The organism is Pseudomonas sp. B13(2017), assembly GCF_002113245.1.
GTDB classification, from domain to species: domain Bacteria; phylum Pseudomonadota; class Gammaproteobacteria; order Pseudomonadales; family Pseudomonadaceae; genus Aquipseudomonas; species Aquipseudomonas putida_Z.
The window spans coordinates 135,890-153,685 of record NZ_NEJX01000004.1 but is presented as its reverse complement, the minus strand read 5'-3'; the positions used below and the strand labels follow the sequence as shown (position 1 = coordinate 153,685).

General features: G+C 61.9%; 20 protein-coding genes and 1 pseudogene. 4 read left to right on the top strand and 17 right to left on the bottom strand.

Translation table 11 applies throughout. The features are described 5' to 3' along the window. Nucleotides 1-82 precede the first annotated feature (82 nt). Both grxC and CAG44_RS07855 read right to left on the bottom strand, forming a co-directional pair. Complete coding sequence (gene grxC / locus CAG44_RS07860; protein ID WP_085663811.1) at nucleotides 83-337, bottom strand: glutaredoxin 3; 255 nt, start codon at nucleotides 335-337, stop codon at nucleotides 83-85. 11 nt (nucleotides 338-348) lie between these two features. Then, the gene (locus CAG44_RS07855) at nucleotides 349-867 is read right to left on the bottom strand and encodes a carboxymuconolactone decarboxylase family protein (protein WP_085663810.1); all 519 of its coding nucleotides are present in this window, start codon (nucleotides 865-867) and stop codon (nucleotides 349-351) included. Nucleotides 868-996: 129 nt separating this feature from the next. Between CAG44_RS07855 and CAG44_RS07850 the strand changes: the two genes are divergently transcribed. Continuing rightward, on the top strand, nucleotides 997-1,821 hold the full coding sequence (locus CAG44_RS07850) for an AraC family transcriptional regulator (RefSeq protein ID WP_085663809.1): 825 nt from the start codon (nucleotides 997-999) through the stop codon (nucleotides 1,819-1,821). A gap of 60 nt (nucleotides 1,822-1,881) precedes the next feature. Here CAG44_RS07850 and CAG44_RS07845 read toward each other — a convergent pair. Continuing rightward, a pseudogene (locus tag CAG44_RS07845) lies at nucleotides 1,882-2,759 on the bottom strand (LysR family transcriptional regulator). Between the two features lie 107 nt (nucleotides 2,760-2,866). On the opposite strand from CAG44_RS07845, the gene CAG44_RS07840 reads away from it, so the two are divergent. Further along, nucleotides 2,867-3,868, top strand: a complete 1,002-nt coding sequence (locus CAG44_RS07840) for a zinc-dependent alcohol dehydrogenase family protein (RefSeq protein WP_085663808.1) — start codon at nucleotides 2,867-2,869, stop codon at nucleotides 3,866-3,868. A gap of 157 nt (nucleotides 3,869-4,025) precedes the next feature. Then, nucleotides 4,026-5,456 carry an IS1182 family transposase gene (locus CAG44_RS07835; RefSeq protein WP_085663918.1) on the top strand — a complete coding sequence of 477 codons (1,431 nt, stop codon included), beginning with the start codon at nucleotides 4,026-4,028 and terminating at the stop codon, nucleotides 5,454-5,456. A gap of 190 nt (nucleotides 5,457-5,646) precedes the next feature. Here CAG44_RS07835 and CAG44_RS07830 read toward each other — a convergent pair whose 3' ends face one another. From CAG44_RS07830 to CAG44_RS07770, 13 genes are all read right to left on the bottom strand, one after another. After that, the gene (locus CAG44_RS07830; protein ID WP_085663807.1) at nucleotides 5,647-6,375 is read right to left on the bottom strand and encodes a TIGR03747 family integrating conjugative element membrane protein; all 729 of its coding nucleotides are present in this window, start codon (nucleotides 6,373-6,375) and stop codon (nucleotides 5,647-5,649) included. 26 nt (nucleotides 6,376-6,401) lie between these two features. Beyond that, complete coding sequence (gene traD, locus CAG44_RS07825) at nucleotides 6,402-8,528, bottom strand: type IV conjugative transfer system coupling protein TraD (RefSeq protein ID WP_085663806.1); 2,127 nt, start codon at nucleotides 8,526-8,528, stop codon at nucleotides 6,402-6,404. 9 nt (nucleotides 8,529-8,537) lie between these two features. Next, nucleotides 8,538-8,957 (bottom strand): integrating conjugative element protein, encoded by a 420-nt coding sequence (locus CAG44_RS07820; protein ID WP_085663805.1) that lies wholly within the window; start codon nucleotides 8,955-8,957, stop codon nucleotides 8,538-8,540. After that, on the bottom strand, nucleotides 8,954-9,508 hold the full coding sequence (locus tag CAG44_RS07815) for a transglycosylase (RefSeq protein ID WP_085663804.1): 555 nt from the start codon (nucleotides 9,506-9,508) through the stop codon (nucleotides 8,954-8,956). The genes CAG44_RS07820 and CAG44_RS07815 overlap by 4 nt, the downstream gene beginning before the upstream one ends. After that, nucleotides 9,490-10,248, bottom strand: coding sequence for a TIGR03759 family integrating conjugative element protein (locus CAG44_RS07810; protein WP_139832736.1), 759 nt, complete (start codon nucleotides 10,246-10,248; stop codon nucleotides 9,490-9,492). Before CAG44_RS07810 ends, CAG44_RS07815 begins: the two co-directional genes overlap by 19 nt. Beyond that, nucleotides 10,220-10,891: a hypothetical protein gene (locus CAG44_RS07805; protein ID WP_085663802.1), complete on the bottom strand. Its 672-nt coding sequence runs from the start codon at nucleotides 10,889-10,891 to the stop codon at nucleotides 10,220-10,222. The genes CAG44_RS07810 and CAG44_RS07805 overlap by 29 nt, the downstream gene beginning before the upstream one ends. Beyond that, nucleotides 10,888-11,397: a PilL N-terminal domain-containing protein gene (locus CAG44_RS07800; RefSeq protein ID WP_085663801.1), complete on the bottom strand. Its 510-nt coding sequence runs from the start codon at nucleotides 11,395-11,397 to the stop codon at nucleotides 10,888-10,890. The genes CAG44_RS07805 and CAG44_RS07800 overlap by 4 nt, the downstream gene beginning before the upstream one ends. A gap of 130 nt (nucleotides 11,398-11,527) precedes the next feature. Further along, a complete protein-coding gene (locus CAG44_RS07795; protein ID WP_085663800.1) occupies nucleotides 11,528-12,241 on the bottom strand; it encodes a hypothetical protein in 714 nt (237 codons plus the stop codon). A gap of 63 nt (nucleotides 12,242-12,304) precedes the next feature. Further along, nucleotides 12,305-12,799: a JAB domain-containing protein gene (locus tag CAG44_RS07790; RefSeq protein WP_085663799.1), complete on the bottom strand. Its 495-nt coding sequence runs from the start codon at nucleotides 12,797-12,799 to the stop codon at nucleotides 12,305-12,307. Nucleotides 12,800-12,867: 68 nt separating this feature from the next. Then, a complete protein-coding gene (locus CAG44_RS07785) occupies nucleotides 12,868-13,125 on the bottom strand; it encodes a hypothetical protein (RefSeq protein ID WP_085663798.1) in 258 nt (85 codons plus the stop codon). A 66-nt stretch (nucleotides 13,126-13,191) separates the two neighbouring features. After that, nucleotides 13,192-13,737 carry an STY4534 family ICE replication protein gene (locus CAG44_RS07780; RefSeq protein WP_085663797.1) on the bottom strand — a complete coding sequence of 182 codons (546 nt, stop codon included), beginning with the start codon at nucleotides 13,735-13,737 and terminating at the stop codon, nucleotides 13,192-13,194. 743 nt (nucleotides 13,738-14,480) lie between these two features. Next, nucleotides 14,481-16,448, bottom strand: coding sequence for a DNA topoisomerase III (locus tag CAG44_RS07775; protein WP_085663796.1), 1,968 nt, complete (start codon nucleotides 16,446-16,448; stop codon nucleotides 14,481-14,483). Between the two features lie 110 nt (nucleotides 16,449-16,558). Further along, nucleotides 16,559-16,903 (bottom strand): helix-turn-helix domain-containing protein, encoded by a 345-nt coding sequence (locus CAG44_RS07770; protein WP_085663795.1) that lies wholly within the window; start codon nucleotides 16,901-16,903, stop codon nucleotides 16,559-16,561. 139 nt (nucleotides 16,904-17,042) lie between these two features. Here CAG44_RS07770 and CAG44_RS07765 point away from each other — a divergent pair, with 139 nt between their 5' ends. Next, nucleotides 17,043-17,270 carry a hypothetical protein gene (locus CAG44_RS07765; RefSeq protein WP_085663794.1) on the top strand — a complete coding sequence of 76 codons (228 nt, stop codon included), beginning with the start codon at nucleotides 17,043-17,045 and terminating at the stop codon, nucleotides 17,268-17,270. A 92-nt stretch (nucleotides 17,271-17,362) separates the two neighbouring features. Here the strand turns inward: CAG44_RS07765 and CAG44_RS07760 are convergent, their stop codons facing one another. Next, nucleotides 17,363-17,791 carry a single-stranded DNA-binding protein gene (locus CAG44_RS07760; RefSeq protein WP_085663793.1) on the bottom strand — a complete coding sequence of 143 codons (429 nt, stop codon included), beginning with the start codon at nucleotides 17,789-17,791 and terminating at the stop codon, nucleotides 17,363-17,365. Between the last annotated feature and the right edge of the window lie 5 nt (nucleotides 17,792-17,796).

The following is a 17,796-nucleotide window of genomic DNA, read 5'->3' as shown; positions in this document are numbered from 1 at the left end:
CGAAAACGATGTGTGTTCGTCGATAACGAAGCTGGCAGCGACAGTTTTAGTATCAGATCCACTATTGGGTCACGGTATGAGATCAGGCGTGAAGCAGCGCATCGAGCCTGCCCTGGTGGTCAAGGCAGGCCAGGTCGTCAAAACCGCCGACATGCACATCCCCTACGAATATCTGCGGTACGCTACGGCGCCGGGCTCGCTGCAGCATTTCCGCGAGGTGTTGCGGCGACTCTTCAATATTGATTTCGAGAGGATTAATCCCCTTGTTCGACAGCAGTCGCTTGGCACTTACGCAGTAAGGGCAGTGATGGGTGGTATAGATAGTCACTTGGCTCATGGCGGTTTACCTCAGTGTGCCGACGGCGGGAAGTCGATATCGGTCGTAGCGATGTTGTTCAGGTAGTTGGTCAGGGTCAGCAGTGCGACTTGCGCCACCACCTCCACGATCTTGCTATCGTCAAGGCCGGCCTCGCGCGCTGCAGCGACCTGCTCGTCACTCAATTGGCCGCGGCTTGCGGTGATCTGCTGTGCCAGCGCTGCGACCGCGCTGAGGGTGCCGCTACGGGCTTGGCTGATGGCTTCATCGCTCAAGCCCGCCTTGGCGCCAAAGAAGGTGTGTGCGGCCAGGCAGTAATCGCAACCGTTGATTTCCGAGGTCGCCAGGGCCACAACCTCGCGTTCGGCGGCGCTCAGTGAGCTTTTACCCAGGGCCTGTGCGAGGCCCAGGTAACCGTTGAGTGCGGCCGGGGAGTGGGCCAGGGTCCTGAATGCATTGGGAATGAAGCCGAGACCTTTTTGAATGCCTTCGAGGGCAGCGCGCGCGCCAGCAGGGGCTTGCTCCAGCGAGAGAGCGGCAATACGAGTCATGGTAGTTCTCCAGTAGGTTGATTAACCGGCTTGTCGATCAAGCTTGGCGTCCATACTAGGAGGGCTACCTTTCCTTTCGAGTTCGGATCGTCGAACATATGCAACAGATCGTCTAAATCTGAGCGAGCTATGGACCGACTATCGACGCTGCTCCAGCATTTCAACTTGCACGCTTCCACCTTTCACCAGGGTGGGCTTTGCGGAACAACCAGCCTTTATGGGCAGCACAGCGTCGGCCACGCCCATCTGCTGCGTTCGGGGCGCCTGGCCTTGAGGGGCAAGCGCGGCCAGCTGATTGAATTGACTGAACCCAGCCTGATTCTGGCCGTACGCCCGCAGGAGCATCAGTTGTCGGCGAGCGAAGCCGATGAAGCCGAGTTGGTGTGTGCCACCTTGCAATTCGATGGCGGTGCCAACAATCCGCTGACCCTGGCGTTGCCGGACTTCATCATCAAGCCGCTGCGCGAGTTGCAGGGCCTTGAAAGCACCCTCGACTGGCTGTTCGAAGAGGCCTTCGGCGACGAGTGCGGGCGGGATGTGATCCTCAATCGCCTGTTCGAGCTGATGATGATTCAGCTGCTTCGTCATCTGCTTGCCAGCCGCAGCATCGCCTCGGGGATGATGGCCGGGCTGGCCAACGCCCAGCTGTCCCGTGCGCTGGTTGCTATCCACAACGAGCCCCAGCAAAACTGGTCCGTGGCGGAGTTGGCGGATCGTGCCGGTATGTCACGCGCGAGCTTTGCTGCGCACTTTCGCGAGACCGTGGGCGCCACCCCTGCGGATTACCTGGCCAACTGGCGAATCAGCCTGACGCAGAAGCGTCTGCGCGAAGGCCGCCCCATAGCCCTGATCGCCGATGAGGTGGGCTACGAAAGTCCGTCTGCGCTGGCCCGCACCTTTCGTCGCAAGGTGGGCGCAAGCCCGAGGGAATGGCTGCAGCAGAACACGGCATGATACCTGACAGGTCTGCCCGTCACGCCAATGCGCGCGGACCTGCGCCCCGCTTGGGAGCAGCTACAAATGCTCCCGGAGAAAATCGACGAACGCCATCGTCCGAGCCGAGCGTCGTCGCTCGCGACTGAACACGGCGCTGACTGGCAGCGCGGTGGTCTGATAATCGTCGAGCACGCTGCGCACGTTGCCCTGCTGGACGTCTGCTGCGAACAGCCATTCCGGAGAGAGGGAAACGCCCAGGCCGGCCAGGACCATCTCACGTATGGCTTCGCTGCTGTTGCTGGTGACGTTGCCCTTGATGGTGACATCGAGCCCTTGCGCACCGTGGGTGAAGTGCCAGCGATCGTAATGCTCTAGCAGGGTGAAGGCGATGCAGTTGTGGTTTGCCAGGTCGGCGGGCTTGCCTGGCAGGCCGTGGCGATCCAGATAGGTGGGCGCGGCATAGACCCGCCGCGTGCTGGAGCCCAGAGAAACGGCCACCAGCCCCTCGCTCTTCACTACCCCGATGCGGATCGCCAGGTCGATGTTTTCCTTGAGCAGATCCTCGTTGTGATCGCTCAGGCGCAAGTCGATCCGCACATCGGGATGGCGCTGCAGAAAGGCCCCAAGCAGCGGCGCTATGCACAACCTTCCGTAGGTGACCGGTGCGGCGATTCGCAGGGGACCGGCAATTTGCTCCTGGCCGCTGGCGAAGCTGCGGGTGGCGCTGTCGAGCTGGCCGAGAATGTCCTGGCAGTGCCTGTAAAAGCCTTGCCCCTGGTCGGTCAAGGCCAAAAGCCGGGTGCTGCGGGTGAACACGGCCCCACCCAGATACTGCTCCAGCGCACGGATCTGCTTGCTCACCGCAGGCTGCCCGATGTTCAGTTCGCGCCGACCGCCGAGAACGAGCCACGCTCCACGACGCGCACGAAGATGCGCATGCTGTCGAACAGATCCATCGACATTAGGCCTCTTTAAGGAATGAGTGATATGCAAATTTTGTTTCTTATCAGAATGGATAAGACGGAGCAATATGTAAGCGTCCACTCATTCAGAGGTGCCCGTCATGAATCAGACCATGCTTGCCGCTATCGCCGAATCCGCCCAGTCCCCGCTGGCCGTCCGCCACATGGCTCGCCCTGTTCCCGGTAAGGGGCAGGTCTTGGTCAAGGTTCACGCCGCGGGGGTCAACCCACTCGATACCAAGATCGCCACTGGCGCGGGAACACACGCCCGCCAGGCACTGCCGGCGGTGCTCGGTCTGGACCTGGCCGGCACGGTCGTCGAGTTGGGCGAGGCGGTCGAGGGCTTCACGCCCGGCCAGGAGGTCTTCGGCATGGCCGGCGGGATTGGCGGAGCGCAAGGCACCATGGCCGAGTACATCGCCGTGGATGCCCGATTGATCGCGGCAAAGCCACATGTGCTCAACATGCGTGAGGCCGCCGCTTTGCCTTTGGTCTTCATCACCGCCTGGGAAGGCTTGGTGGATCGCGCCAATGTCCATGCCGGCCAGCGGGTGCTGATCCATGGCGGTGCGGGAGGGGTCGGCCAAGTCGCGGTGCAACTGGCCAAGGCGCGCGCTGCCGAAGTCTACGCCACCGGTTCGGCGGCGAATCTCGACTTCATTCGCTCGCTGGGCGCCACGGCAATCGACTACCAGACGCAAAGCGTGGAGGCCTATGTCGAGCAGTACACGGCCGGCGAGGGGTTCGACATCGTTTATGACACCGTGGGTGGCAGCACGCTGGATGCGTCCTTCCAGGCCGTGAAGCCCTATACCGGACACGTACTGAGTTGCCTCGGCTGGGGCCAGCACAGCCTCGCGCCGCTATCGTTCAAAAGCGCCACCTATTCGGGCGTGTTCACCCTGACGCCGTTGCTCACCGGCACAGGGCGCGACCACCATGGGGACATCCTGCGCGAGGCGGCTTTGCTGGCCAATTCCGGGCAGCTGACCATTCGAGTCGATCAGCAGCACTTTGCGCTGACAGAGGTCAACGAGGCATTTCGCCAGGTCGCAGGAGGTCGCAGCAAGGGCAAAACGGTCATTCAATTGGTGAGTGAATAGGCCTTGGTGTTCTAGGGCTCCATCCGTACAAACAGCTAGGTGCGTCCGCTTCTGGCTCATAGCCGCCCTTCGCGAATGGCAGCTATGGGTCCAGGCTGTGTGAAAACGCCCACGGTTGTCTAACCTTCTGACCGTCGTGATCGTGGCGGGGGAAATCATGAAGCGGTTCATCGAAGGTGAGGCTCGGACGCAGGTCACATTGCTGCCGGAGTGCCTAGACGACTACATCAGCGATGAAAACCCAGTGCGAGTGGTCGATGTCTTCGTCGATGAACTCGACCTGGGCGCGCTCGGTTTCGCAGGCGTCGATTCGGCAGCAACTAGTCGCCCTGCCTACCATCCAGCGGTCCTGCTGAAGATCTACATCTACGGCTACCTAAACCGCATTCAGTCCAGCCGCCGGCTTGAGCGTGAAGCTGAACGCAATGTCGAGTTGATGTGGCTCACTGGGCGTCTGGCTCCAGATTTCAAAACCATTGCCGACTTTCGTAAGGACAACGGTAAAGCCATTCGTAGCGTCTGCCGTCAGTTCGTGATGCTCTGTCGTAACCTCAATCTTTTCTCTGAGTCGATCGTTGCCATCGACGGCAGTAAGTTCAAAGCAGTGAACAATCGCGACCGTAACTTCACCCAGGCCAAAGTGAAGGCTCGCATGCAGCAAATCGAGCAGAGCATTGAGCGCTATCTGACAGCGATGGATTCGGCAGACCGGGCAATGCCGGAGGTGGCCGTAGCCAAGGCCGAGCGACTGAAAGAGAAGATCGATACGCTGAAGCAACAGATGCAGAAGCTCAAAGACATCGAAGCGCAGCTACTCCAAAGCCCAGACAAACAAATCTCTCTCACAGATCCCGATGCCCGCTCGATGTCAGTTGGGGGCAGTGGGACCGTTGGCTATAACGTACAAACTGCCGTTGACGACCAGCACCATCTGATCGTCGCGCATGAAGTGACGAATGTCGGTCATGATCGCGGACAATTGAGCAACATAGCGAAGCAAGCGCGCGACCAAATCGGTGCTGAATCGCTGACGGTCGTTGCTGACAGGGGCTATTACACAGGTACGGAAATCGTTGCATGCGAGCAAGCTGGAATCTCGCCCTTCGTACCGAAGCCACTGACCTCTAGCAGCAAAGCCGAAGGTCGATTTGGCAAGCAAGATTTCCTGTACGTCTCGACATCAGATGAGTTTCGATGCCCTGCGGGGCAGGTCCTGACCAAGCGTTACTCAACATGGGAAGACAGGATGCTGATGCATGTTTATTGGTTCTCGGGCTGCCAGTCCTGCACGATGCACCAGCAATGTACGACGGGCAAAGAGCGGCGGTTGAAACGCTGGGAACATGAAGCGGTCCTCGACTCGATGCAGGTTCAACTGGAGCACGATCCTGGGAAAATGAAGGTGCGCCGCCAAACCGTTGAGCATCCGTTCGGAACGTTCAAGTACTGGATGGGGGCTACCCACTTCCTGACCAGGACCCTGCCACGAGTCAGTACTGAAATGAGCCTGCATGTGCTCGCTTACAACCTCAAGCGAATGATGAGTATCTTGGGAATCAAGGGGCTGCTGGAGGCGATCAAGGCGTGAACTGTCCTACTGAGGCGCCGGTATGCATGCCCAAAAGACCTCAAGAACGGCTCACATCGTCACATGCCCCCAGCACGGCGTTTTGAGCTAAACCGCGCAATTTCTTGCCAGTTTGGCAAGCCTCTCTAGATCCTCGCGCCCTTCAAAGCATTTCGCGTGTTTTCACACAGCCTGGGTCGATAGCGGACAGTCAAAGGTATTTTTTGAAGGTTGTAGCGGTGATTGCCACCATCCACCCAAGCAACGCAGCGCATGGCAATAGTACCCAATTGGGATTCACAGAGGTGGGAAGGGAGAGGTAGATCACCCAAGGGCTTACCATCAATGGCAACAATGTCCGCTTTGCTCGGTGGTAGATATAGCTGCTCTCGCGATCGGCGCTGAATTTGCGAAGGTCGCGGCGCATCAACCCATCGACAGCGCCGGTGATGACGGCGAGCAGGAATAGTGGTGTGGCTAGGGTGAGGACGGCGAGGCGCACGACGAAGGTGAATACGGTGAATAGGGCGGCCAATAAGTACTCCTGCAGCACGACATAGGCTTGAGCAAACTGGCTTTGCACCGACACTTCATGATTCAGGAGCTTCAAATGGGTGTCAGATTGCGCCCAGCCGGAGCGGACCACGACCCATTCGTTCAGGTGCTGAATGACTTTAGCGGTGGCTTGCGCAGGTTCCTCCACGAGCAGCGAGTTTTTGAAGTGATCGCTGAGCCATCCCAGCTCCCTCACCCACATGGCATGGCTGTGATGCCAGCCCTGCTCGGGCCAGAACCACAGCATGCCCACGAACTCCAGCAAGATGGAGAAGATCAGCGAAGCGAACAGCAATCCGAGGAGCCGCAGGCAAAGCTCAAGCGTGCCGAAGATCAGTCCCGGACGTTTTTGCGTAGGAGGTTGGCTGACTGGAGTGGTCGGCATAGGGGAACTCCGCAGTACTCGCTCGCTTACGGCGCGTGCCGGCGCCCTGGTGGAGGCATCTCAGGATCGAAATCGGCCGTGGGTGCACCTCCCGCGCTACTCCACCAACTCCCCGCGTTGGCGTTGTAGGATTCGCGCATGCGCGCAGCCAGGGTCTGCAGATCCGCAGGCATCGCATCGTCGCTGGCTGGCTTCGGTAGTGGCATGCGCACCTTCCACAGCTGGCCGCCTTCCTGGAACGAGAACATCTGCCCCTTGGGCAAGGCGATGATGTGCGCAGGTTCGATCAGCGGTACAGCAGTGGTGGTGACCCGATCCTGCGAGGAGGAGGTGAAGTCGGTGCGGGCATCCGGATCGGCGGTGTCCGTCGCCCCGGAGACCAAGGTGCGTGTTTGCACGTTGACCTTGGGCAATTGATTGGTCAGCAGCTCCGCGGTCGCAGTTTCCCGTACGCGCAGCATCTGCAAGGTGTTGAAGTTGCCGATGACCTGGCCGGCCTTGGCCCGGTTGCCGATACGTGCCTCGATGTCGCTCAAGGTCTGGGTGTAGGCGGTGACTTGGATACCGGCACCGCCGCCCTTGTTAATCAGCGGGATGAACTCGTCGCCCATCAGCTCGTTGAACTCGTCGGCGTGCAGGTTGATCGGTACTTTGTCCGCCGCGCTGGAGGAGCCAGGCAGTCCGTGGTCGATGCCGTGTTTGTAGATGTGGCCGGCAACCGAGACCAGGTCGGCGAACATCGAGTTACCAACCGCAGCGGCCACCTCCGCATCCGACAACGCATCCAGGCCGACGTAGACGATGCCGTGTTTGCGGATGACCTGTAGCCAGTCGAAGATCGGCCGCGGGTCGTCCAGGTCGGAATAGTTCGGGGCCAGCAGTTGCGCGGTCTTGCCGCTGGTGAGCTTTTCCAGCAGCGGCAGCAGCGACGCCACGATCTTGTCGAAATAGGTGCGGTCGTAGCGCACGGCCGAGCGTAGGCCGTCCATGACGGGGTCGAAAATGCGCTTGGCGGTCAGGTACTGCTCAATGGCAACGACGCGCTTTTCCCGGCCAACCATGTGTCGCGGGATGTTCTTCTCGTTCAAGCGGCCTTCAATCTGCACGATCGCTTCCCAGGCCAGCGGATCATGGCGGGCGAAGAAGTGCTGGGCATACTCGATAAACAGCGCATCGATGTTCACCACATGGCGCTGGATCTGCAGGTAGTCCGGGCGGCGTCCGAGCTCAATCAGCGCCCTCGCGATGATGTTGACGAAGCGCCAAGCAAACTCGCGAAAAGCCGCCGAGTTGCCTTCACCGCTCAACTGGCCGGCGATCCGGGTAGCGACTTCCGAAATGCGCCCGAAGCGGCCGATGGCGTTGTAGCGTGCGGAGATCTCCGGCCAGCCCAGGTGGAACACATAGAACTCGTGCTCACGGCCGGCCCGCCGCGCTTCGACGTACATGCGCTTAAGCAGGTCGGCATCGCCTTTGGGGTCGAAGACGATGACCACTTCCTGGCTCGGTCGGTGAATGTCCTGTGTGATATACACCTCGGCCAGTCGCGTCTTGCCGACCCGCGTGGTGCCCAGCACCAGGGTATGTCCAACGCGTTCGCCGAGTGGCAGGCTGGCTTCCTGTTCCTTCGGTTCGACGCCGTGCAGCAATGGCGAGCCTCCCACCGGCGGTAACGGACGCACCGGGTTGAATGGGCTGTCCCAGGACGTAAGACGAGGTAGCAGCGACAGCCCCGGCGGAGCCTTCTCCAGCAGCTGCTCCATGCGTCGCGCCCACTGGTGGGCAGCCGACTGGTTGACATAGTACGCCAGCGCCGGGTCCTGAGCTTCGAGCAGGCGCTGCGTATGCAGGCGAGTCCAGCGGAAACCGCGGCCCATGAACAGACGCTTGCCGCTCACCGGGATCTGCCGGCTGGTCAGCGAGTAGCGCGGCAGGCGGCGGATATTGCGCCGGTAACGCAGGACGATCCGCGCTTCGTTGAGCCGCTTCAGGCCGAACGCGGTGTACGCCAGGGCCATACCTGTCCCTACCTCAGGCGACAGTGCCACGGCCCAGGGCGAATGCAGGCACAGCGCACCGGCGCCAGCGCAGATGCCCACGGTATAGAGTTCCACCGCCGGTCGCAGCAGGGATTCCATAGCATGCTCGCCCATGAAGTACCCTCACTGTTGCAGGCCGGTGGGCGTAATCAGCACTGGGTAGTGCTCCAGCTCCAACCGTTCGGCGATGTCGTCACCACTGACTGGCCAGATATTCAGCCCGGGCGCTGCCGCGTGGATGCGACGCAGCGCCTGCACATCGTCTACCTCTACCGCTAATCCGTTGGCGCCCAAGTCTTGCAGCGCCTGGGAGTGCCGCGACAGCCACTCCAGGGAAGCAGCGTCCTGCCCAACCAGGAATAGCGGCGTCATGCCGGGCAGGCTCAATGTCCTGGGTGGCACGGCGCCAGGGGAGAGTCGAGCGCTGCGCACCGGCAGCACCCAATTCAGCGTGGTGGGGGCGGGTGGACTGCTGGGCTCAGCGCCCGCGGCAAGCGACAGCCACGGGCAGAGGGCCAGGGCCACCCAGCGCAAACAGCTCATGGCAGTGACCCTCCTGGAGCCGTCGCGACCGGCTGGACGCGCTGCCAGTGACGGCTGAACTGGCGGCGGTAGCGGGCCGCTGGGGGACCACCGGCAGGCCGGTGATAGCGGCCGGCGGCAATAACCCAGTCACCGGTGTCGGTATAGTGCGCGCGCAACAGCTTGGCGGTGACCGCGAGGTTGGCGCGGGGATCGAGGGCATCGCAGGCGCTGAGGTAGCGGTCTGGGTGATAACCCAGGTTGGTCTGTCCCAGCCCGACATCGATACGCTTGGGATCGTGGCGACTGAGTGCTTCTCTGAGTGCGGCACACGCCTCGTCGCGTCGAGCAAACCGCAGCGGTGACCCAGCGACATTCAGGGTCCAGGGCCAGGGCATGAGGTGACCGCGCAGCGGCGTGCCACTTTCCTGGAGAGCAATGGCGAACAGCACCGAGGCGGGGATACCGGCGCGCGCAGCCGCCAATTGATACGCCGGCGGCGGCAAAATACCTGCGTGAGCGGCGGTGGCGCCGACCATCGCCAGGGCGAGAATCAGTCGACGCGCTGCCATTTTCCGTCCACCTGCTGATAGCGGGCTGGCAAAGGACGGCTGGCGCCCAGAGCAAACCAGCGGCCGCGGTCATGGTTCAAGGTGACCTGGCCGCCGCTGACCTGGGCGGCAGTGATGCCTGCGCCCTGAGCCCATTGGCGCAGTCGCGCGTCGTTGCCTTGGCTGCCGACCAGATACACATCCAGCCGCGCACCGGCCTGTAGCCATTGCTGGAGGCTGCTCACACAGGCTGTGCAGTGGTCTTCCACGAACAGCGCCGTGCGGCTGCGGCTCGAGGGGCCGGGATCGTCGCTCATCCCCTGCACAGGCTGCAGACCCGGGAACAGCCGCGCCCAGGCGGCGGAGTAGGCTTTCTGATAGGCCAGTTCGCGCTCGGCACGCCTGGCTTCCAGACGAGCCTGCAGCTCGGCGTAGCGCTGCCGCTCCTGATCCGAGTTGGCCTCGACACCCAGGGTGGTGAGCGGGTCAAGTTGCGGCGACCAGTAATGGCGGGGGCCGGTCTGCAGGCGCTCAAAGGTGGCCCATTCTTCATCCGTCAGGCCCCAGGCCTTGGCCTGGTCTGCTGCAGACGCCTGCCGTACCAGCGGCGACTGTTCGCTCAACTGCACCTGAGCGTCGACATGCTTGACGACACTCGAGCCCTGATCGGCGAACACGTAAGCCGGCAACAGGATGAGCGCAACCGCGGAGAACCTATACACGGTCACCTCCTCACGGGATGGGAAGGGTGCGATCGCCATGGCCCGGGACGTGGAACACGGCCTGGCCTTCGCGAATCGCCCGTAGCTGCCAGCCGTTCAAGCTGTCGCCGAGCTGGAGCAGGTGCACGGTGGATAGTGCGTGGGCGCCGGCAGGCAGGGCGGCCACGAACCGGATGCTGCCGCGCGTCTCAATACCCTGCAGGGTGAAGGGCGGCTGCGGTGCCTTTGCTTTTGATTTTTCGCGGATGGAGGCAGATTGGGATGCGGCGGTAGCTTCTGGCACCTTAGGAGCGGTCGACAGCTTCTCGAGTGCCACTTCTGCCGCGCCCATGCGTTGTTCCAAAGCGGTCAGATCGGCGCTGCTCGGTCCTGGCGGTACCGCCTGCAGGACCCTGACGGACGCCGCTAACTCATCGAGTTGCTGGCCGAGCGTTGCCTGCGCACTGGTGTGCTGGTGCTGGGCGTCTTTCAGGGCCGCGACTTGTGGCGACAGCGTGGACAGCGTGGTGCGCAATTCCCCGATATCGCGACGCAGTGACGGGCCTGGGTCAGCCGGCGCATTGCGTGCGGCGGTCTGCAGTTCAGCCAGTTGCTGGTGCTGGTTGTAGGTTTCGGCCGCGAGAACAGCAGCCCCCAGGCATAGCGCGCCGATCACCAAGGCCTGAAAATGGTGAACCTTCATGGTGCGGTCTCCAGTGTCGAGAAGGGTGGTTCGGGCGGGGGCAGGCGCAGGGCGTAGCACACGCTCCGCTCGACTGGATCAATGTCGAGCCGCCAGGCTGGGCCGCCGATGATGGTCAAGGCATCCAGCAGTGAGATCGGCCCGAGGTCGTGATGCACGGCCGGCAAGAGGCGGTGGTACAACCGCGCCACGGCAGGGTTATCGGGACAGAGGGAGTAGCCCGAATGCTGCAGCACGTGGCGCAACGCTTCACCGACCGTCGCGTGCAGCGCAGGGGCGATCTGGACGTTGATCAGCTGATACAGCGGTTGGCGCTGCTCCAGCGTTGGCCGCGTGCTTGCCAGGGTGTAGCGGTCCTGTCGGACCCAGGTGGGTACCGGGGACTTTGGCTTGAGCACTGAGGGCGTGGCAAGTGCGGATGATGCAGGGGTGGGCACCGATGGCGGGGTGCTGCAGCCCAGCAACGTGAGCGTCAGTCCGAACGTGAAGAGCGTGGGGGGGTGCATGACCAGGCCTCGACAAAAGATGCCGACACCTTGTCGAAAATCCAGGACGCGCCCCCACTGAAAAATCGAATCTCGCCGACCGGATTATGCTGGCGCAACCATGGAAAAGGCGCCCGGAGGCGCCTTGAGGTCAATCGTCGGTGAACATGGGTAACTCGGAAAGTGGCGTCGCATCGGGGTCAAAAATCAGGATGCGGGTGTCGGCTTCACCGGCCAGTAATAGCAGGCGCCGCAGCACCGGTGGTACATGATCTGCCCGCAGGCGAGCGGTCACTTCCCCAGTGCTGAAGTAGCTGCCGCCCGCGGCAATGTTTCTGAGCCAGGGCGTCGAATACAGCTTGCAGCCCACCGCGTTGTTGCTGCTCAGCTCGAAGCACTCGAAGAAACCCGACGGTGAACGACACCAGGCGCACACCTGTAGGTACTCGAACTCTTCTGCAGGCAGGTGCGCACTGCTGATCTCCCAACTGCGGCTGTAGTGCCCGGTAGCAAAGGACAGCTGCTCGATCAGATGCTGAGCAGCTTCCTCACTGGGGAGATCGCTGACGTGCTGCCGGCGGCCATGATGCAGCCCTGTGACCTGATAGAGCACCTGGCTGACGGTGCCATCGGCAGGGCACGGCATACGGACAAACTCGGGCACGCTTTCGCCGTCGGTGATCACTGCGAAGTCATCATCGAACAGGCACGGCCGGAAATTGATGCCATCATCCGGTAGGTCATGCAGCGCAGGGTGAAGGGATCGGTAGCAGGGAGGGCAATCGTCGGCGTAGCTGATCTGCACCACACGTTCGTAGCTCAGGTCCTGGAAGCCGCGGAGGAAGGGATTGGGAAGATTGGACATGATGGCGCTCCAAAATGCAAAGTCACCCCGTACAGGCGGTGACCCTCCAAGTGGTGGGGATGATCAGATCCAGCCGTAATCGGCCAGCGATAGCGGCGTGCCTTCACCCACGATGATGTGGTCCAGCACGTGTACCTCAACCAGGGCCAAGGCCTCGATCAGGCGATTAGTGAGCACCCGATCGGCGCCGCTCGGTTCCGAGCAGCCGGAGGGGTGGTTGTGGCTGAAAATCACCGCTGCGGCGTTGTGCTCAAGCGCCTTAACGACGACCTGGCGCGGGTACACGGAGGCACCGTCGATGCTGCCAGTGAAGAGGATGTCGAAGCTGAGCACGCGGTGACGCGAGTCCAGGCAGAGCAGCGCAAATACCTCATGGTGATAGGGTGCAAGCTGCAATTTTAGATAGGACGCTGCATCGGATGGTGAGATCAGTTGCTCGCCGCGCTGGAAATAACGTTGATCCAGCAACTCCAGCGCTTCGCTCAGCAGCGCATCCTCGCGGGCACGCTGGGCCAATGCAGGGTCGAGACGCTCGACTTGGTTCTGAGCAGTGTTCATGGGCAATTCCTCGTGGGAGACGGAGCGCCCCCTGGAGGAGTGCCCCAGGCAGATGAGAGAGAGGTGAGTTACAGCCGTGTAAAACGGTGACGTGCGCCGTGCAGCGGGCTGTGGCAGCCTTCGCACGGGTGGGTGGAAAAGGCCTGAATGCCTGCGCCGCTGTGCGGATTGAAATCGGCGCTTAGGGGCAGCAAGGCCTGCAGACCGGTGCGCATATGGGAGATGCGTTGCTCGACTTCAGCCTCGCTGTAGTACAGCGACAGTGCGCTGAAGTCGTCGTAGGCAACCGCCTGCAGGCAGTCCTCACAGAGCCAGAAGCTTTCCATGGCGACCTCCGACGTGAATGCAACAGGCGCTCCTGGGAGCGCCTGTTGCTGAGGGGTCAAACTGCCTCAGGCAGACTGACGGGCAGCGGTGGGTTTGCGCGCGGCGGTCGGGGTTGGCTGACCTTGATCGGAGTCACCGTCAGTGTCTGCCTTATCTCCATCCGTCTCCGCGTGCTCAGCTCCCTCAGCAGCGGCGGCAGCGTCGGTGCGGGCGGGCGCACGGTAGCTGAACTGGCCATCGACCTTGATCCACTCGATGAAGATCAAACGGCCTTTGAGGCTGGCGCCGGGTTGCCCCTTGCGTTCGCCTTTCTCGTACAGGAACGGATCGACCCAAAGATCACCGATGCGAAACGCGATGAGAACCTTGCGTTTCGCGCGGACGTCTTCCAGGTGCTCACGGATCAGCCGGTCGGCTTCGCCGCTCGCGACTTTGCAATCGAAGCGGGTGTACTCGACGTCGTCCGAGGCACCGTGCAAGGCCGCGATGTCACAGGCCATGATCGCTTGCCCACGGCGAACCGGGACTTCGCGAACACGGTTCAGGTAACCGATGCCTTGGGTGTGCAGATTGAAGTAGGTGGTGGGGGCGTTATTGCTTGCAGTAGTCATGATGGAGCTCCTGTTTAGCAGAAACGCGGACATCCACCGGCCCTGGCGGCTGGTGAGTTCCGCAAGGGTGAGGTGCAAAAACGTGATCGGTGTGGAGGGCGCTCATCATCGATGGGGCGATGACCGTGCGATCTGCCGAGCGCGAGTCGCACTTGGGGAGAACCACCCGAAGCGGGCGTAGCCTTGAAGGTCCTAGCTACCTGGGTGCTGTCAACGACAGCGGAGTGCAACTCATCTATAAAACGCTGCCAAAGGCGTGTCAACTGAGGAATGTAGGTGGTCTGGCGGAGCGGAAACGGGTGGTTTTCAGTGGATTTTCAGCGGCGAAAAAATAGCCCGACGGTCATCAGGCTAAGAAGAGTTGGACCACCTTTGACCCGGCGATGCGGCATCGGAATTCGTCGCTAAATCTCCGCTGCCGATCCACCTGGATCAACCGACCCTTGTCGTGGCCTGGGTCGGAATCAACTGGCACGCATCCGCGCACAAAAGGTGCCCAGTATTTCGCCGGCGGGCACCGGGGCTGAGCATCGTCGCCGAAGCGGATGACCCGTTCAGCCTGGTGCAAGCTGCATGGGTCATCCGCCTAGAGGACTTGGAACGCTGAGAAGGCCTCCGAAGAGGTGGTGAGGGTGGCTCCGAACTCAACGAGTCTGACCGAACTGCCCGGAGCTAATCGGTCTGTGGGGCGCCAAGCGGCGAGGGGCCTGATCACTAAACCAGCGCTGCGGGGTGCCGTCAAGTCATGCTTTTTTTGCCCGCTTGGGTTTCGCCACCGGCTTTGTGCCCTTGCATTCCGGATAGCGGATGCAAGACCAGAAGCTGCCGCTACGGCCTTTGCGCTGACGCATGGCGCTGCGGCATACCGGACAGAAGGGACCCTTGCTGGGTGGTGTGCGCAGCGTGAGCGAGGCGTTACTGCGCACCAATCGGGTGAGCCACTCCGCCTGCTTGGCGAGAAAGCTCTCGATGCTCAACTGGCCGGATTCGATGCGGTCCAGAGCCTGTTCCCACAGCGCCGTCATCACCGGGTCGGCCACTTCCGGCGGCACCGCTTCGATCAGCGTATGAGCCGCGGCCGAGGCGGCGAGGGTGCGTTTCTTTTTAGTCAAGTAACCATGGTCGATAAGACCCTGGATGATCGCCGCGCGGGTGGCTTCGGTGCCGAGGCCGCAGCTGTCCTTGAGCTTCTGTTTGAGCCGCGGGTCGCTCACCTGGTTGGCGATTGTCTTCATCGCCTTGACCAGCGTGCCTTCGGTATAGGCTTTCGGCGGCTGCGTGCGCTGGGCAATGGCAGCAGCGTCGGTCAGCGCCACCGAAGCGGACTCGCGGAGTGTGGGCAGGCGTTGAGTCTGTTCGCCGGGCTCATTGCCGTGGGTTTCGCTGATCACCGCTTTCCAGCCGCGGGCCAGGATCTGCTTGCTGCGCGCGAGTAGTGGGTCGGCTTGGCACTGCAGCAGCACCTGGGTCTTCAGGTACTCATGCTCAGGGAGAAACTGCGCGAGGTAACGGTCGCGTATCAGTGCATAGACCGACCGTTCAGACTCGGAAAGCTGCGTCAGGTCGAGCGTGATCGCGGTAGGAATGATGCCGTGGTGCGCGGTGATCTTGCTGCTGTTCCAGGCGCGGGAGCGGCGGCAGGGGTCGATCTCCTTAATCGCCTGCCCCAGTGAAGGGCTGGCGGCGACCAGGGCATGGAGGATGCGCGGCACGTCATCGAGCATGGTCTCGGGGAGATAGCCGCAATCGGTACGCGGGTAGGTCGTGGCTTTGTGGGTTTCGTACAGGGCCTGGGCGACCCCCAGCGTTTCCTGGGCACCAAGCCCGAGTTTGGCCGAGCAAACCTCCTGTAGCGTGCCTAGGTCGAACGGCAGCGGCGGGCCCTCACGGACCTGTTCGACCTCGATACTCTGAACACGGGCCGTCCGTTGTTGGCACAGGCGCAGTGCGGTTTGCTTCGCGGCCGCTTCATCGAGGCAGCGGCCAGCGTCATCGCAGACCGTCGCCGGCGGTTGCCAGCAAGCTTTGAAAGTGACGCCGTCAGCTTCCAACAGGGCGTCAACTCTCCAGAAGGGCTGCGGCACAAAGCTGGCGATTGCCCGGTCGCGCTCGACCACCAGGCGCAAGGTGGGGGTCTGTACGCGGCCCACCGGCAGTAACCCATCAAAGCCGGCGCGGCGGCCGAGCAGGGTGAACAGTCGGCTCAGGTTGATGCCCACCAACCAGTCGGCGCGGGAGCGGGCCAGCGCACAGTGATACAGCGGCAAGGTCTGTTCACCCGGACGCAAGCTGGCCAGCGCTCGGCGAATCGAAGCTTCATCCAAGGCGGACAGCCACAGGCGCAGGATCGGCCCCTGGTACTGACAGCGCTCGAGAATCTCCCGGGCGATCATTTCACCCTCGCGATCCGCATCGGTGGCGATGACCACCTCAGTGCAGGTACGCAGTAGCTGGCTGATCACCTTCAATTGGCTGGCGACCTTTGGCTTGGCCACCAGCTCCCAGCGGGTGGGAATGATCGGCAGATCATCCAGCGACCAACGCTTGTAATCGCCATAGGTTTCAGGTGGGGCGGTTTCCAGCAGATGGCCAACACACCAGGTGACGGTGACATGCTGGCCCTGCAGGCAGCCATCACCCCGCCGGTTGGCCTGCAGCACCCGGGCGATGTCGCGTGCTTGGGATGGTTTCTCGCAAATGAACAGGCGCATACGCGGACCCTCTCGGTAGCTACCGACAGGGTGGAGGGATAGGAGGGTAAGGCCAGGGTAAAGTCGAAATTGGCCAGATCGGTTCGCCAGCTCAGTGGCTGGGCCAAGCGTTACTTGCGTTGCGCGAGATGGCTTGCCAGGGTCTGCAGAAACTCCAAGGCGAACTGCTTATCCGCGTCACCCAGCGCCTGGATGATCGAGGTGATCTGCTGACCCTGGTCCTGAGGGCGAGGGCTGATGGCCAAAAGCAATTCATCGGCCGGGCAGCCGTACAAGTCGGCCAACTGCAGCAGCTTCGTCACGGAGAGCTCAACCAGGCCACGCTCGAGGCGAGACACGGCCTCGCCGGTAATGCCCAGGTGCTCGCCGACCTGTTCCTGGGTCAGACCATGGTCGCGACGGTACTTCTGCAACTGGCGGCCAATGTGATGTGGGCTAGGCTCTTTGACGGGCAACGGGGCGCTCTCCAATTCGACCCATATGGTTGTCTACCCACCCACGGATATGAACGCCTCAAAGAGTTGACTAGCAACCCTATGAGGCGTATCACCAAAAATAAGTGTATGACCGACCCGTCCACACGGAGGCATCAACTTGCACGGATCACACCAGAGTGAGGCAGACAAGTTAGCGATCAAGGCCTACGAGTTGTTCATGGCCACCCATCTGGAACCCGACAATCCACAAGTGCGAGCCGAGTTGATCGCCTGGGTGCAGGAGAGTCCGGCGCACTGGCGGGCATTCCTTGCCCTGGACCAGTGCCTGGCGGAGGTGAAGCAGTTGCTGGAGAGTGAGCAGCGTGGGAAGGCCCGGCGAAGTTGAACGTGCTGCAAGGCTCAGTGCTGCCCGCCGGGTGAGCTGCGCAGCCCCTGCGAAATCGCGCAGAGACCGGTTGTTCCGCTGAATTCCAGGGGTCAGCCGGCCTTGCGCGGGGCTTTCTTACCGCCGCCTTTACTATTGGCGTTGGGTTTTTCCTGGGCTTTCTCACGCATGGTCACGGAGGCCAGGCGGTGCGGCAGGATACCAATGCGCCGCGCTTCGACCTTGAAGGTCACCCGCGCGTTGTCATCGCTGTCCTCCCATTCCTCCTTGACCGTGCGGCCCTCGACCAAGACGCGCATGCCTTTCTGGAACAGCGTGCTCCAGTGTTCGGCGTCGCGATGCCAGAGTTCGACGGGCGCCCAATACCCCCCGCGGTCCTCGTAGCCGCTCTCGCGCGGTATCGGGTTGTCGAAGTAGACGTTGAGCCGCAGCAGGCGCCGCGGTTCATCCGGATTGGTGTTGAATTCCTGATATTCCGGGACGCTGCCGATGTTGCCTTCACCAACAAACAAAGTACTCATGTGGG